Annotated in this window: 15 protein-coding genes and 2 pseudogenes; 6 read left to right on the plus strand and 11 right to left on the minus strand. The window is 76.1% G+C overall.

What is annotated here, in order from left to right:
* Nucleotides 1-40: 40 nt before the first annotated feature.
* From glp to FXF50_RS07640, 3 genes are read right to left on the minus strand one after another with little or no spacing between them, the layout of a single operon-like run.
* Nucleotides 41-1354 carry a gephyrin-like molybdotransferase Glp gene (gene glp, locus FXF50_RS07630; RefSeq protein ID WP_091314420.1) on the minus strand — a complete coding sequence of 438 codons (1314 nt, stop codon included), beginning with the start codon at nucleotides 1352-1354 and terminating at the stop codon, nucleotides 41-43.
* Nucleotides 1351-2346 (minus strand): UTP--glucose-1-phosphate uridylyltransferase, encoded by a 996-nt coding sequence (locus FXF50_RS07635; RefSeq protein WP_148426515.1) that lies wholly within the window; start codon nucleotides 2344-2346, stop codon nucleotides 1351-1353. Before FXF50_RS07635 ends, glp begins: the two co-directional genes overlap by 4 nt.
* A gap of 9 nt (nucleotides 2347-2355) precedes the next feature.
* Entirely contained in the window at nucleotides 2356-4539 is a 2184-nt protein-coding gene (locus FXF50_RS07640; RefSeq protein WP_187399568.1) for a diguanylate cyclase, read from the minus strand.
* Nucleotides 4540-4622: 83 nt separating this feature from the next.
* Here FXF50_RS07640 and FXF50_RS07645 point away from each other — a divergent pair, with 83 nt between their 5' ends.
* A complete protein-coding gene (locus tag FXF50_RS07645) occupies nucleotides 4623-5270 on the plus strand; it encodes a 5-formyltetrahydrofolate cyclo-ligase (protein WP_148426516.1) in 648 nt (215 codons plus the stop codon).
* Nucleotides 5267-5473, plus strand: a pseudogene (locus FXF50_RS29745) (FmdB family zinc ribbon protein); the annotation flags it as partial. The gene FXF50_RS07645 and the pseudogene FXF50_RS29745, both read left to right, overlap by 4 nt.
* A gap of 14 nt (nucleotides 5474-5487) precedes the next feature.
* On the opposite strand, the gene FXF50_RS29750 reads toward FXF50_RS29745, so the two are convergent.
* Nucleotides 5488-5742 carry a hypothetical protein gene (locus FXF50_RS29750; protein ID WP_255509949.1) on the minus strand — a complete coding sequence of 85 codons (255 nt, stop codon included), beginning with the start codon at nucleotides 5740-5742 and terminating at the stop codon, nucleotides 5488-5490.
* A gap of 323 nt (nucleotides 5743-6065) precedes the next feature.
* Between FXF50_RS29750 and FXF50_RS07655 the strand changes: the two genes are divergently transcribed.
* Nucleotides 6066-6665: a flagellar biosynthesis protein FlgA gene (locus FXF50_RS07655; RefSeq protein ID WP_148426518.1), complete on the plus strand. Its 600-nt coding sequence runs from the start codon at nucleotides 6066-6068 to the stop codon at nucleotides 6663-6665.
* A 64-nt stretch (nucleotides 6666-6729) separates the two neighbouring features.
* On the opposite strand, the gene FXF50_RS07660 is transcribed toward FXF50_RS07655, so the two are convergent.
* Entirely contained in the window at nucleotides 6730-6915 is a 186-nt protein-coding gene (locus FXF50_RS07660) for a hypothetical protein (protein WP_091314433.1), read from the minus strand.
* A 707-nt stretch (nucleotides 6916-7622) separates the two neighbouring features.
* Here FXF50_RS07660 and FXF50_RS29755 point away from each other — a divergent pair.
* A pseudogene (locus FXF50_RS29755) lies at nucleotides 7623-7904 on the plus strand (hypothetical protein); the annotation flags it as partial.
* Nucleotides 7905-7946: 42 nt separating this feature from the next.
* Here the strand turns inward: FXF50_RS29755 and FXF50_RS07670 are convergent.
* Nucleotides 7947-8429 carry a DUF2231 domain-containing protein gene (locus FXF50_RS07670; RefSeq protein ID WP_107079542.1) on the minus strand — a complete coding sequence of 161 codons (483 nt, stop codon included), beginning with the start codon at nucleotides 8427-8429 and terminating at the stop codon, nucleotides 7947-7949.
* Between the two features lie 175 nt (nucleotides 8430-8604).
* On the opposite strand from FXF50_RS07670, the gene FXF50_RS07675 reads away from it, so the two are divergent.
* Together FXF50_RS07675 and FXF50_RS07680 are read left to right on the plus strand one after the other, a co-directional pair.
* Nucleotides 8605-9033: a Fur family transcriptional regulator gene (locus FXF50_RS07675; protein WP_148426519.1), complete on the plus strand. Its 429-nt coding sequence runs from the start codon at nucleotides 8605-8607 to the stop codon at nucleotides 9031-9033.
* 53 nt (nucleotides 9034-9086) lie between these two features.
* Nucleotides 9087-9938 carry an oxygenase MpaB family protein gene (locus tag FXF50_RS07680; protein WP_148426520.1) on the plus strand — a complete coding sequence of 284 codons (852 nt, stop codon included), beginning with the start codon at nucleotides 9087-9089 and terminating at the stop codon, nucleotides 9936-9938.
* 14 nt (nucleotides 9939-9952) lie between these two features.
* Here FXF50_RS07680 and FXF50_RS07685 read toward each other — a convergent pair whose 3' ends face one another.
* From FXF50_RS07685 to FXF50_RS07705, 5 genes are all read right to left on the minus strand, one after another.
* On the minus strand, nucleotides 9953-10798 hold the full coding sequence (locus FXF50_RS07685; protein ID WP_255509950.1) for a PD-(D/E)XK nuclease family protein: 846 nt from the start codon (nucleotides 10796-10798) through the stop codon (nucleotides 9953-9955).
* 132 nt (nucleotides 10799-10930) lie between these two features.
* A complete protein-coding gene (locus tag FXF50_RS07690) occupies nucleotides 10931-11545 on the minus strand; it encodes a MarC family protein (RefSeq protein WP_091260721.1) in 615 nt (204 codons plus the stop codon).
* Nucleotides 11546-11576: 31 nt separating this feature from the next.
* Complete coding sequence (locus FXF50_RS07695) at nucleotides 11577-12437, minus strand: PHP domain-containing protein (protein WP_148426522.1); 861 nt, start codon at nucleotides 12435-12437, stop codon at nucleotides 11577-11579.
* Nucleotides 12438-12463: 26 nt separating this feature from the next.
* Nucleotides 12464-13729, minus strand: coding sequence for a hypothetical protein (locus tag FXF50_RS07700; protein WP_148426523.1), 1266 nt, complete (start codon nucleotides 13727-13729; stop codon nucleotides 12464-12466).
* Entirely contained in the window at nucleotides 13726-14400 is a 675-nt protein-coding gene (locus tag FXF50_RS07705; protein ID WP_148426524.1) for a SigE family RNA polymerase sigma factor, read from the minus strand. Before FXF50_RS07705 ends, FXF50_RS07700 begins: the two co-directional genes overlap by 4 nt.
* Nucleotides 14401-14462: the final 62 nt, after the last annotated feature.

Consider the following 14462-nt stretch of genomic DNA (forward strand, 5'->3'; position numbering starts at 1 on the left):
CGCGACCGGGGGGCCCGCAAGCTCACTCACTCCCCCACGCTCACCGGCGCCGGTCCAGCAGGAGCACGTCCACCGTGGAGCCGGCCGCCGCGGTGGTGACCCGCTCGCCGAGGACGAGCAGGCCGTTGGCCTCGGCCAGGCCGGAGAGGGTGAACGGCCCACCGGCGAGCGGCTGCACGGTGTAGCCCCCGCCGCGCCGCTCGGCGACGTGCGCCGGGCGGAACTCGCGCAGCCCCACCGGGGACGAGACCGTCTCCAGCAGGTGCGCCCGGACGCTGGGCCGGAACACCGGCTCGGCGCCGGCCAGCAGCTGGATGGCGGGGCGGGCCAGCACCTCGAAGCCGATCAGGGCCGCGCCGGGCTCACCGGGAAGACACACCACCGGCACCTCCTCGGCGCCGACCGTACCGAATCCGAGGGCCGTTCCGGGATAGAGGGCGACCTCGGTGAAGGCGACCGGCCCGGCCCGGCCGCCCTCCTTGCGGGACAGGATCCGGCGGACCATGTCGCCGGGGCCGGTGCCCGTGCCGCCGGTGGTGATGATGAGGTCGGCCCGCAGGGTCTGGTCCTCCAGCAGCCCGCGCAGCGCCTCCGGGTCGTCGTCGCAGATCCCGACCCGGTACGCCAACGCGCCCGCCTCGGCCGCCGCGGCGGTCAGCGCGTGCGAGTTGGTGTCCACCACCTGGCCGGGCTGGCTGCCCCGGCCGACGTCGACCAGCTCGTCGCCGGTGGCCACGATGACCACCCGCGGGCTGGGCCGGACCACCACGTGCCCGATGCCGGTGGCGGCGAAGACCGCGACCAGGGCGGGCGAGACGTACGTGCCGGCGCGGGCGAGCAGGGTGCCGGCCGGTAGCTCCTCACCGGCGCGGCGGACGCCGTACCCCCGCTTGGGGGCGCGGAAGATCTCCACGGCGGCCATGCCCTGGTCGGTCCACTCGACGGGGACCACCACGTCCGCGCCGACGGGCAGCGGCGCGCCCGCGGCCACCGAGAAGCAGGAGCCGGGGGTGAGCCGGACCGGCCGCCAGCTCGCCGCACCCAGGTCACCGACCACGTTCAGCCGGATGCTGCGGCCACCGGGGATACCGGAGGGGGCCGGGACGTAGCCCGGCCCCCGGCTCCCTCCGGAGATGTCCTCCCAGCGCGCGGCGTACCCGTCCACCGCCGCCTGGTCGAAGGCGGGGAACGAGTGCGGGGCGACCACGTCCTCGGCGAGGACGTTGCCGTACGCCTGGGTGAGGTCGAGGTCGAGCGGAGGCAGCGCGCGTAACCTGCGCAGCACGCTGCCCAGGTAGTCGGCGAGCGGCGTCAACTCGTTCGCGGCCGCCTCGGCGTCGGCCGTCGCGGTCATGTACCGGCACCGCCGGACCGGTCGCGCATGCCGTTCAGGATCGCCGCGGTGACCGTCTCGTCGCCGTTGTTGACGAACTCGGTCAGCCACTTGCGGAACTCGGCGCCCAGGTCCTCGCGCTCGACGGCGATCTGCACCACGGTCTGGAGGTAGCCGAGCGGCTGGCCGGTGTCGTAGCGGGTGCCCCGGTAGACGATGGCGTGCACCGGCACCCCCTCGGTCCGCAGCAGCTCCATGGCGTCGGTCAGCTGGATCTCCCCGCCGCTGCCCGGCTCGGTGCGCCGGATCGCGTCGAAGATCTTCCCGGGCAGCACGTAGCGGCCGAGGACGGCGAGGTTGCTCGGCGCGTCCTCCGGCTTCGGCTTCTCCACCATGCCGGTGACCTTGACGACCTCGGCGAGGTCGCCGAACTCGTCACCGGCCGGCTCGACGGAGGCGATCCCGTAGCGCGAGGTCTCCGCCGGGTCGACCTCGAAGAAGGCCAGCACGATGCCGCCGGTGCGGGCCTGAAGGTCCAGCATGGCCGGCAGCAGCGGCTCGTCCAGCTTGACGAACTCGTCACCGAGCAGCACCGCGAAGGGTGCGTCGCCCACGTGCGACTCGGCGTAGCCGACGGCGTGGCCGAGGCCGAGCTGCTCGGGCTGGCGGCAGGTGTAGATCTCGGCCAGCTCTTCGGGGCGGCGTACGGCCTCCAGCAGGTCGGGCTTGCTCTCCAGCCGCGCCTCCAGGTCGGGCCGGCGGTCGAAGTGGTCCACCATCGACGTCTTGCCGCGCCCGGTGATCAGCAGCACGTCGGTCAGGCCGGCCTGCGCGGCCTCCTCGACGATGTACTGGAGCACCGGCCGGTCGACGACCGGCAGCAGCTCCTTGGGGATCGCCTTCGTGGCCGGCAGGAACCGGGTGGCCAGGCCGGCGGCCGGGATGACGGCCTTGACCGCGCGGGAGCGACCGGTCGCGGCGGTCGCTGAGAGGTTCGCTGAGTGCTCCGACATGTCGCGAGACTATCGGCCACGGCTCTGCCGCGGCGGGTGAGGACCAGAAGACGCGCCGCCCTGTGCCACCGGCGCGGCGTCCCCGGCGCCGGCCCGGGGCAGTCCGTCGGGCGGGCTGACCGCCGCCGCCACCACGGGGATCTCCTGGGTGGGCACCGGGTCGGGGGCCCGGGCCAGCCGGTAGCCGTCCCGGCCGGCGGCCTTGGCCGCGTAGAGCGCGTCGTCGGCGGCGTCGAGCACCTGCTGGCCGCCGGCCGCGTGATCGGGGTAGACGGCGATGCCGATGGAGACGGTGACCGGCACCGCGATCGGCTCCCCGGTGTGCCCCTCCACCCGCACCGGCTGGTCCCGGACCACCGAGCCGAGCCGCTCGGCGACGATGGTGGCGCCCCGGGCGTCGGTCTCCGGCAGCAGCACCACGAACTCCTCGCCGCCCTGCCGGAACGCCAGGTCGACCTCCCGGATCTCGCCGCGCACCCGGCGGGCGAACTCGACCAGCACCGCGTCACCGGCGGCGTGCCCCCAGGTGTCGTTGACGTCCTTGAACCGGTCCAGGTCGAGGGCGAGCACGCTGAGCATGCGGCCGAACCGGTTGGCCCGTTCCACCTCGCGCCGGATCGACTCACGCAGGTAGCGGTAGTTCCACAGCCCGGTCAGCGGGTCGGTCAGGGAGAGCCGCTGCGCCTCCTCGTGCACCCGGACGTTCTCCACGGCCACGGCCGCGTGGCCGGCGAAGGTGCGCAGCGTGACCAGGTCGCCGTCGTCGAACTCGTCCGCGCCGGGCCGGTCGTAGAGGGCCAGCACACCGAGCGCGCAGTGGGCGTCGTCGTCGGCCGGCGGGTGGCCGGGCCGGTCCGGGCCGCCGCGCGGTTCCGCGCCGCGGGGGGCGGCGAAGGGCACCGCCACGTACGTCTCGCAGGACGGCTCCCCGGTCGGCGGGTCCGCCGGCTCCCACCGGCCGCGCAACGGCTCCCCGGTGGCGGCCACCGTGCCGAGCACCCCGGCGCCGACCGGCACCCGCAGCGTCGCCGGATCGGCCGGGTCCCCGGTCGGCCAGCGCCCGTCCAGCCCTTCGACGCACTGGCCGACCAGCACGCCGTCGCCGTCGAGCAGCAGCACCGCGCCGGCCCGGGCGCCCGTGGCGGCGATCGCGCTGTGCAGGATGACCCGCAGGATGCGTTGCAGGTCGTGGGTGCTGGCCAGGGTGTCGCCGAGCACGGTCAGGTGGCTGCGGAGCTGGTCCCGGCTGCTGGTCAGCGCGGCCACGTAGCTGCCGGTCTCCCGGGTCATCCGGTTGAACGCGGCGGCCAGCCGCCCGATCTCGTCCCGGCTGCGCACCGGCACCCGGGCGGTCAGGTCGCCGTGCGCGACCCGGTCCACCGCGCCGGCCAGCTCGACCAGCGGCCGGGTGGTCACCCGGGCCAGCCGCCAGGCGGCCAGCACGGCCAGCAGGGCGGCCAGCACCACCGCGCCGACCAGGGCGGCGTAGAGGCCGGGCGGGCGCTCCCCCGGCACCGAGAGCACCAGCGGCAGCGGCTGGCCGGGGGACGGGCCGACGCGGCGCACGTACCGTCCGTCCGCCGTGTCGGTCACCCGGTCCCCGTCCGCCTCGCGGGCGGCGGCCAGCACCGCTGCGCGTACCTCCCGGTCCTCGGTCGTGTGGGTGGTCCGGCCCGGGTCGTCGAGGAGGGTGACCCCGACGCCGGTCACCGCGGCGAGCCGCGCCACGAAGGCCGGGTCGACGGGCTGCGCGGCGGCGACCGTGCCCAGGTCGGCGCCGGCCGGATCGCGGAGCCGGACCCGGGCGGCGAGCGCGCGGACCGGGCCGGTCGCCGCGTCGGCGGCGCAGTCCTGCCAGGGCCCGGCCGGGCCGCCGATGGTGGCGTAGCTGGTCCGGCCGGCGGTGTCGACGATCTGCACGGCGGCGGCCAGTCCGCGGCCGACCACCTGATCGGCCGCGCGGGGCCGGGCGGCCGGGTCGGCGACGAGCGCGACCGCGTCGGCCGCCGCGCGGAGCTGTTGACAGAGGGCGTCGACGGAGGTACGCACACCGGCCGCCGCCAGGCCCAGCCGCTCGGTGGCGCGGCCGCGGTCGACGGCGCTCAGGGTGGACCCGACGAAGAACGCGCCGAGCAGGACGGGGCCGAGCACCACCGTGAGGAACGCCGCCGTCAATCGCCCGCGTAGCGTCAAGCTTCCCCCCGGAAGTTCCGCGCCCCTCCCTGCGATGCTGACACAGAGCGACCGGGAGGCAAGCGTTGCGTCAGGAGTGTTGCGTGCCGGAATTTTCTGATGGAGCGGATGTGACCAAGCGGGACCTGCGGGTCGCCCTGCTCGCCCACCGCCGGTCGCTGCCGGCGCCGCGCCGGGCGGAGGCGGCGGCGTCCGTCCAGGCCGAGCTTGTCGCTCTGGTACGCCGGCTGCGCCCGGCCCGGATGACCGCGTACGTGCCGGTGGCCTCCGAGCCCGGCGGCGACGACCTGCCCGCGGTGCTGCGGGCGGCGCTGCCGCCGGCGGCGGAGCTGCTGCTGCCGGTGCTCCTCGACGACCTCGACCTGGACTGGGCGGCCTACACCGACCCGGAGTCGCTGCGGGCCGCCGGGCGGGGCCTGCGCGAGCCGACCGGCCCGCCGCTGGGGAGCGCGGCGGTGGCCGGGGCCGACCTCGTGGTGGTGCCGGCGCTGGCGGTGGACCGCCGGGGCTTCCGGCTGGGCCGGGGCGGCGGCTCGTACGACCGGGCGCTGGCCCGGGTGGCCGCCACGGTCCCCACGGTGGCGCTGCTGCACGACGGGGAGCTGGTCGAGGCGGTACCGGCCCAGCCGCACGACCGGCCCGTGCGCTTCGTGATCACGCCAGGGGACGGGCTGGTGGCGGTGCCGGATGTGGCCCGGGGCGCTTCCGCTGGACGAACCCGGGTTCCATGACGCACCATTGGCACTCGAATCCGTCGAGTGCCAACCGGCCGTGCCAAGATCCGGAGGAGAACGTGCCCACGTACCAGTACGCCTGCACCGCGTGCGGCCACCAGCTCGAGGCGGTGCAGTCCTTCTCTGACGCGCCGCTGACCGAGTGCCCGGCGTGTGAGGGGCGGCTGCGCAAGGTCTTCAACTCGGTCGGCATCGTGTTCAAGGGCTCCGGCTTCTACCGCACGGACTCCCGTTCGTCCGGTTCCGAGAGCGCCACGAGCACCGCGAGCAAGCCGGCCAAGTCGGAGTCGTCGACCAGCGGCTCGTCCGGCAGCTCCACGAACGGCTCGAGCAACGGCTCGTCCGCCGCGTCTTCCAGCCCGTCCGCCGGTTCGTCGTCCGGGTCGTCCTCCGGTTCGTCGACCAGCAAGGCGCCGGCCAGCAGCTCGTCCTGACCTCGCCAGTCCCCCGAAAAGTGGTCATCCCGCACGGATGGCCACTTTTCGCGTTCCCGGGGCGGTTCTCCCGGCACGTGTTGCCACCCCATCGGCGTTGACCAAGAAGTTTGCGTCAAATTCTCGCGCCATCGTGACGCAAACCTCTTGATCAACGACGGCTCGGGCGGGCACGCCCAGGTCATGGGCCCTTGGGGCGATCGCTTTTCCGGGCGTTTCCCGGTGCTTATCCACAGCCTGGCGCGTTTTCCACAGCCCGAAGGGTTTTCCACAGGTGAGCTCGCTGGGGCCGCGGGCACCGTCGGTTGCCGCCTAACCTGCCGGGCGTACTGGTCCGATCGGTGGGCGGAGGGGCGACGTGGCGGGTGGGGAGGCATCGCTGCGGCCGGTGCGTTGGCGTGGGCTGCCCCGGGGCCGGACGCTGCTCCGGGTGGTGCTGGTCGCGGTGCTGCTCGGGCTGGCCGCTGCCGTCCTCAAGACCCCGGAAGGGTGTCCACCGGGCGGGACCGCGGCCGCGCCTACGGCCCCGACCGGCGGCGCCCCGGCTGACGGCGCTCCGGCTGGCGGGGCCCCAGCCGCCGGTGGCGGCACGCCGGGTGATGGCGCCCAGGCGGGGGGCGGCGGTCCGCCGGGTGGTGGCGCCCAGGCGGGTGGTGATCGTCGTGCCGCCGCCCTTCCGCTGCCGGCCGGGGCGGTCGGGGTGCCGATCCGGCTCGCCGAGCCGGCCGCGCTGGCCGTGCTCCGCCCCGGCGCCCGGGTGGACCTGCTGGTCGTGCCGGCCGGCAGGGCGACCGCGGCCACGCTGCTCGCGCCGCGGGCACTCGTCCTCGACGTGGTGGGCGCGGCCGGGGCGGTCGACGGCTCCTCCGCGCTCTACCTGGCGCTCCGCCCCGAGCAGGCTCAGCGCGCGGTCGGCCTGCCCGAGGGCAGCCGCTTCGCCGTGGTGGTCCGCGAATGACCCGGTCGGCCGGGGCGGCCTTGTCCGCCGGGGGCCCGGAGCCGTCGCTCGCGAGGCAGGCGGGTCAGTCCCAGTGCGGGGGGCGCTCGGCGAGCAGCCAGTCCTCGTTGCCGTACGACCGCTCGCCCCAGCCGCGGTCGGTGTCGTCGGTGGTCTGCTCGGGCAGCACCACGAAGTCTTCGCTGAGGTCGACCACGCGGTCGTCGTCGCCGCGCGGGACACGGATGCCGGGATCGCTCACGAGCGGCAAGGATACCGCCGGAAGGCCACCAACTCGACCGTCGCGGCGCGAACGCCGGGGCGCGGCGGGCCGCGGTCCGCGCGAGTGGACCCGGCCCGGCCCGCCCCGTCGCGTCGGACGGCCGACCGGCCCGGGCGTTGGTAGCGTCGGACGGCGTGACGACGCCGAGCGGTGGCAGCCCCGAGGACGAGACCTGGCGACGCCCGGACCAGCCGACCGGCGACGCGGCACCGGGCACCCACCAGCCCGGTACAGGCGGCTCGGGGTCGGCGGCGGGCGACGCCCCGGCGCCCAGCACCCACCAGCCCGGTACAGGCGGCTCGGGGTCGGCGGCCGGCACCGACCAGCCCGCCGCCTCGACCTCCGACACGGCGGAGCCCCCCGGCAGGTCTGAGCCCCCCGGCTGGACCTCCGGGGAACCCGAGACCCCCGGCTCGACCTCCGGGGAACCCGAGGGCCCCGGCGTGGCGGAGACCGTCGGCGTGGCCGGGCCCGGCCGCGGATCCGAGCGCGGCGGCTCGACCGCCGGTGTGGCGGAACCCGCCGCGACCTCCGCTGGGGCCGACACCGGCCCGGACCCGGAGGCCAGCCCCTGGTCGCGCGCCGGCCACACCGACAACCCGTGGGCGAGGCCCGGCCGGAGTGCCGCCTCGACCGGCGCGTGGCCCAGCCAGGCTGCTCCAACCGGAGGCTGGCCCAGCCAGGGTGCCGCCCCGGCCGGTGGTTGGCCGCAGCAGCCCGCGGCGGCGGGTGGCTGGGGCCCGGGGGGCGCGCCGGGCGGCTACGCCGGACCGCCGCCGACCATCCCACCGCCGCCGGGCTGGCGGCCGCCGGTGCACGTGCGGCCCACACCGCCCCGCCAACTCCCGCCGCAGGACATGGCCGCCATGGACCAGGCCGAGGGGCGGGCCCAGCGGCTCACCTACGGCATCGGCGCCGTCGTCGGCGTCGTGCTGGTGCTGCTCACCTGCCTGCTCTGCTCGCGCCTGCTCTTCTGAGCCGGCCGGCGCCGCCGATCCGAACGCCCGGCCGACCCGGGGTCAGACGATGCCGCTCCAGACCATCTTGGCCCCGCTGTCGCCGGTCAGGTAGACGTACACGAGCGCGAAGACGGCCAGCACGACCACCACGCCGGTGAGCACCAGGGGCAGCCAGCGGGGCAGGTCGCGGGTCCGGGGCAGGCCGCTGGTCACCAGCAGCAGCAGGAGCGCCGCGACGGCCAGCCCGACGGTGAACCAGAGCAGGTTCTCGCCGTACTCGGAATGTTCGTGGATCTTCTGAAGGCCCTCGGGCGGATAGCCCCGCTTGCGGAGCACCTCCTCCAGCTCCTCGCCGGACTCGGTCGCCACCCAGGTGACGATGGGGGTGAGCACGGCGAGGACCGCCACCGCCCAGCCCATCCGGGGCCGCCAGCGGGGCAGCACCCCGTACGCGACGGAGAGCAACGCCAGCAGCGGCACCAGCACCACGGCGGCGTGTACGACCAGGACGTGGCCCGGCAGGCCGTTGACTTCCCTGAACACCGACACCTCCGGCGAGTGGACGGGATCGCGCGGTCAGCGTACGACGGGATGATCCGCCGTCACCGTTCCGTACATCGACACACGCACGTGTCCCCGACACGGTTCACCTGTGGCCCCGGCCACCCGCGGTCACGCTCGCTTGTCGGCCCGGGGGCACCGGTGCTGTCATGGACGCATGTCCACCGGTGAGGAGCTGCTCCGGTCGAGAGGCCTGCGGGTCACCCGACCGCGCCTCGCCGTGCTGGACGTGCTGGCCGACGGCGGCCACCTGGAGGTCGACGAGATCACCCGCCGGGTCCGCGAGCGCCTCGACTCGGTCTCCACCCAGGCCGTCTACGACGTGCTCGGCGCGCTCTCCCGGGCCGGGCTGTCCCGCCGGATCGAGCCGGCCGGCAGTCCCGCGCGGTACGAGGCCCGCGTCGGCGACAACCACCACCACGTGGTGTGCCGGGGCTGCGGCGAGATCGCCGACGTGGACTGCGCCACCGGCGACGCCCCGTGCCTCGACCCGAACGTGTCGCACGGCTTCGAGGTGGACGAGGCGGAAGTGACCTTCTGGGGCCTCTGCCCGGCCTGCCAGGCCCGCCGCTCCGGCGACGACTGACGGTCGCGGCTCGGAGACGGTCGGGTCCGTCCGGCGCGTGGCACTCTTGGGCGGTGGATTCCGATGACCTCGGCCTCTTCGGTCCGGGTTCGGTCACGTGGAAGGTGCACGAGGAGCCGATCCTGATCGTCGCCGGCCTGCGTTCGCTCTACCTCCAGGCGCTGCACCCCCGCGCGATGGCCGGCGTGGCGCAGAACAGCAACTACAAGTCGGACGCCTGGGGTCGGCTGATCCGCACGGCCACCTACGTGGCGACGACGATCTACGGCACCACCGCCGAGGCGGAGGCGGCCGGCCGGCGGCTGCGGACGCTGCACGCCCGGATGCGGGCCACCGACCCGTTCACCGGCGAGCAGTTCCGGATCGACGATCCCGACCTGCTGCGCTGGGTGCACGTCACGGAGGTCGAGTCGTTCGTGAGCACCGCCCGGCGGGCCGGGCTCGCGCTGGCCGACGACGAGGTGGACGGCTACTACACCGAGCAGCGCCGGGCGGCGGCCCTGGTCGGGCTGGACCCGGCCGACGTGCCGGGCACCGCCGCCGAGGTGGCCGACTACTACCGCCGGGTCCGGCCCGAGCTGCGGATGACGAAAGAGGCGGCCGAGACGGCGCTCTTCCTGACCGCCCCGCCGATCCCGTGGAAGCTCAGCCTGCCGGTGAAGCTGGGCCTGCACCTCGGCCCGCCGAGGTGGGCGTACCTGGGGATTGCCGGCACGGCCCTGGCGCTGCTGCCGGCCTGGGCCCACCGGCTGTACGGCGGCCTCGGCCTGCCCACCACCGCGCTGTCGGCGGACCTGAGCGTCCGCGCGCTGCGACTGGCCCTGGCGGCGGTGCCGCGCCGCTACCGGGAGGGCCCGTTGCAGCAGGCCGCCAAGGAGCGCGCCGCCCGCCTCGCCGCCGCCTGACGCGGGCGAACGGGTCAGTCCTGGTCGGCGGCCGGCTCGGCGGGGCGCTCCACGGCCGCCCACGGGTCCTTGCCGGGAGCCTGCGCGCCGGCCGGGCAGGTGCGCCGGTAGTCGCACCAGCCGCAGCGTGGCCCCGGCTCGGTGGGGAACGCCGCGTCGGGGTCGGCGCCGTCGGCGACCGCCCGCTCGGCGGCCATGATGTCCCGGGCGGTGTCCTCGGCGCGGGTGAGCTGCCGCTGCAACGACTCCGGGCTGTGCTCGTGCGCGGCGACCGTGCCGGTGGGCAGGTGGTGCAGCTCGACCCGGCGGCACGGGCGGCGGAAGACCCGCTCGGCCGCGTACGCGTAGAGCGCGAGCGCCTGCGAGCCCCGGGCGTCGTCGCTGTCCAGCGCGGTGCGGCCGGTCTTGTAGTCGACGATGACCAGCTCGGGCCGGCCGTCGGGGCCGGGGCGGGAGTCGATCCGGTCGGTGCGGCCGTTGAAGGCGAGCACCGCGGTCTTCACGGCGACCACCCGCTCCACCCCGACCGGCTCGTCGGCCGGGTCGAGCCCCGCCACGTAGGACTCCAGCCAGGACAGCGCCCGCCGGAAGGCGTCCCGCTCCTGCTCGTCGTCGCGGTAGCCTTCGCGCACCCAGGTGCCCTTGAGCAGGGTGCCCAGCACCTCGGGGCGGCGGCGGTCGGGGGCCAGCGCGTACCAGTTCTTCAGGGCGGTGTGGACGCTGGCGCCCAGCGAGTTGTGCGCCCACGGCGGGCCCTTGGGCGGCGCGGGGCGGTCCACGTACGAGTAGCGGTAGCGGCGGGGGCAGTCGGCGTAGGCGCCGAGCTTGCTGGGTGTGCAGACGAACAGCCGTTCCGGCATGCCCTCGAAGCCGAGCTGCTCGGCCTGCTCGGCGCGGGGCCGGGGTGGCCGGCCGCCGGTGGGTCGCCCGGTCGGGGAGGGTCGTCGCACGCCTGAGATCCTGCCACCTCCCTACGACAGCGCCGCGACGGCTCAGCCCATGGTGAGGTACTGCGTGACGAACGCGGCGATCGCGTCGGCGATGAGCTGCACGGCGATGGCGGCCAGCAGCAGGCCGGCGATCCGGGTGAGCACCTCGATCCCGCCCGGCCGGAGGACCTTGACGATGCCGCCGGAGAAGCGCAGCACCACCCAGACCGCGACCATGACCGCGACGATCGCGGCGGCGATGGCGAGGTAGTCGGTGAAGCCGCCGGCCTGCTGCACGAAGAGCATGGTGGCGACGATGGCGCCGGGGCCGGCCAGCAGCGGGGTGCCCAGCGGCACCAGCGCGATGTTGGAGGTGGCCTGCTGGTTCGGGTCGTCGGACTTGCCCGTCAGCAGCTCCAGGGCGACGAGGATCAGCAGCAACCCGCCGGCGGCCTGCAGGGCGGGCAGGTCGACGTGCAGGTAGGCCAGGATCGTCTGGCCGGCCACGGCGAACACCACGATCACCCCGAGCGCCAGCGCGACGGCCTGCCAGGCGGCCCGGTTCCGGTCGCGGGCGGCCAGCGGGCCGGTGAGCGCGAGGAAGATGGGCATCATGCCGGGCGGGTCGACGATCACCAGCAGGGTCACGAAGACCTCGCCGAAGAGCTTGAGATCCACCCGGACACGGTAGCCGCGCCGCCGGAACGCTTCAGCCTGAAGCGACCGGGGTCACCCCCCGGGCCAGCTCGACGATCCGCTCGTACGCCTCGATCCCGGTGGTGAACGCGCCGAGCCGGACGGTCTTGTGCGTGCCGTGGAAGTCCGAGGATCCGGTGACCAGCAGCCCCAGCTCGGCGGCGAGCGCGCGGACGTGCTCCCGCTCGGCCGGGCTGTGGTCCTCGTGGTCGGCTTCCAGGCCGGCCAGGCCGGCCGCCGCCAGCTCCACGATCAGCTCGTCGGGCACGATCCGGCCGCGCCGGCTGGCCCGGGGATGGGCGAAGACCGGCACTCCGCCGGCCGCCCGGACCAGCGCCACCGCCCGGAACACGTCGATGTCCTCCTTGGGCAGCCGGTACCGCTCCCCGAGCCAGCGCGGACCGAACGCCTCGGTGGTGGTGGCGACCAGCCCGGCCCGGATCAGCGCCTGGGCGATGTGCGGCCGGCCGACGGTGCCGCCGGCCGCGCCGGCCAGGATCTCGGACCAGCTCACCCGGATCCCGTCGGCCTGGAGCAGCCGCACGATGCGCTCGCCGCGCTCCTCCCGGGCGCGCCGGACCCGGGCCAGCTCGGCGGCCAGCTTTGGCTCGGTCGGGTCGAAGAGGTACGCGAGCAGGTGCAGCGGGATCGCCGGCTCGACGCCGAACCAGCGGCAGGAGAGTTCGGCGCCCCGGACCAGGGTGAGCCCGGGCGGCAGGGCCGCGACCGCCGGCTCCCAGCCGGCCGTGGTGTCGTGGTCGGTGAGCGCCACGACGTCGAGGCCGGCGTCGGCGGCGGCCCGGACCAGCTCGGCGGGCCCGAGGGTGCCGTCGCTGGCGGTGGAGTGGGTGTGCAGGTCGATCCGGGCGCTCACCCCGCCGACGCTACCGCCCCGCTCGATCAGGAGCGGGTGTCGCCCACCACCACGGGCCGCTCGCCCGGGGCCACCCCGTCGAGCGCCGCGGCGGCGGGACGCTCGCCGGCCAGCACCTGCTCGGGCCGGACCCGGACCAGGCCGCCGGTGGCGTCGACGTGCAGGGCGGCGCCGCTGCGCGTCCAGGCCACCGGCCCGGCGACCGCCGGGCCGGCGGGGTGGTTCGCGGCGGCGGTGCCGAGGTTGGCCAGGTCGACCAGCAGGGCGCTCCGGCGGGCGGTGTTGAGCAGCAGCCACCGCCCGTCGGCGGAGACTCCGCCGAGACCGTCGGTGGCCAGCGCCGTCCCGCAGCCGGTGCGGACCGGCGTGAGGCCGTGGGCCGGGTCGAGCAGGCCCACGCAGGGCTGCCGGGGCGTGCCGGCGGAGACCAGGCCGACCACCCGGCCGTCGGGCAGCGCGCCGTAGACGGCGAGCACGTCCGGGTTCGCCGCGCCCGGCACCCCGGCATCCGCCCGTCGCCAGACGCTGACCCCGGCCCGCTCGGGCTGCCGGACCAGGATCGCGTCGCCGGCGAACCCGACCGGCGTCGCGCCCACCGGGGCCGCCGCCCGGCTGACGGCCAGGAGCTGGCCGCCGACCACGGCGGCGGCCTGCAGGTGGGGACCGTCGCGCCAGGCGACCTGCCGCCCGTCGGGAGAGACCACCACGGCGTCCGCCCCGGCGAGCAGCACCTGCGGCGCGCTGCCGTTGGGCGGCACCCACCAGAGGGTACGGCCGGCCGGGGTGACCGCCGAGGTGACCAGCCAGCCGCCGTAGTCGGGGACCCGCTGCGCCCGGTCGACGCCGCTCACCCCGGTCAGCTCGCGGCGTTCGCCCCCGCTGGTGTCCAGCCACGGGCCGACGATCAGGTCCAGCTCGGCCCGGACCGGGCCCTTCCCCGGCGCCGGGCTGGAGGCGGTGGGCAGCGGGGAGGCCGAGAAGCCGTGCGGGTCACCGAGCACCACGGTCGGCGTGCCGCCCTGCCCGACCGGGCCGCCGAGCTGGGCCATGCCGGTGGTGACGAGCACGGTCGCCGCCCCGGCCAGGGCGAGCCCGGTCAGGGTGCGGCGCCGGCCGGTGCGGCGGGCCCGCCGGAGCACCGCGCCGGCCGGGTCGGCGGCGAGCGGCCGGGGCGTGGCGACGCGGCCGGCCAGCGTCTGCCGCAGCGCCCGCTCCAGCTCGTCCTCGGTCACGGGGAATGGACGCTCCGGGGCGCCCGTCCGGTTGTCGAAGGAGTTCGGCGTGGGCGTCATCGGGACTCCACCGGCACGGACGCGACGGGTCGTGCCGGGGTGGCGTCGGCGGGGACCGCGGCCGGCCGGACCATCGGCGGCACCGGGGCGGGCGGCGGCGCGGCGGCGGGCTGCCGGAGCACCCGCGGCGCGGGCGGGGCGGCCTTCTCCTCCGGCTCGACCGGCAGGCCGAGGGCGGCCTCGGAGCCGAGCCGGCGGCGCAGCGTGTTCAGCGCCCGGGAGGTCTGGCTCTTCACGGTGCCCGGGGAGATCTCCAGCAGCGCGGCGGTCTGCGCCTCGGACATGTCCTCGTAGAACCGGAGCACCAGCACGGCCCGCTGCCGGGCCGGGAGCGCCTGGAGGTGCCGCCACAGGGCGTCCCGGTCGAGCTGCTGCTCGATCTCGTCGACACCGGCCCGCTCGGGCAGCACCTCCGTCGGGCGTTCCCCGTGCCAACGGCGGCGCCACCAGCTCGTCGAGGTGTTGACCAGGACCCGGCGGGCGTACGGCTCCAGGGCGTCGATCCCGCCGAGCCGCTTCCAGGCCAGGTAGGTCTTGGTCAGCGCGGTCTGGAGCAGGTCCTCGGCCGTGGCCCAGTCACCGGCCAGCAGGTACGCGGTGCGCAGCAGGGTGCCGGAGCGGGCCGCGACGAAGTCGCGGAACTCCTCCTCCAGCGGGTCCCTGCTCGCCACGCTCACCTCCGCACCCGGTCCTGCCTGGCAGGTTCCCACGCCGGGCGGGACCGGGTCGACGG

It is taken from the genome of Micromonospora sp. AP08 (genome assembly GCF_008085935.1).
Lineage (GTDB): Bacteria > Actinomycetota > Actinomycetes > Mycobacteriales > Micromonosporaceae > Micromonospora > Micromonospora chersina.

Coding starts and splice junctions, on each gene's coding strand:
- glp (WP_091314420.1), bottom strand. CDS start 1,354: ATGACCGCGACGGCCGACGCCGAGGCGGCCGCGAACGAGTTGACGCCG.
- FXF50_RS07635 (WP_148426515.1), bottom strand. CDS start 2,346: ATGTCGGAGCACTCAGCGAACCTCTCAGCGACCGCCGCGACCGGTCGC.
- FXF50_RS07675 (WP_148426519.1), top strand. CDS start 8,605: ATGTCCACCGGTGAGGAGCTGCTCCGGTCGAGAGGCCTGCGGGTCACC.
- FXF50_RS07685 (WP_255509950.1), bottom strand. CDS start 10,798: ATGCCGGAACGGCTGTTCGTCTGCACACCCAGCAAGCTCGGCGCCTAC.
- FXF50_RS07700 (WP_148426523.1), bottom strand. CDS start 13,729: ATGACGCCCACGCCGAACTCCTTCGACAACCGGACGGGCGCCCCGGAG.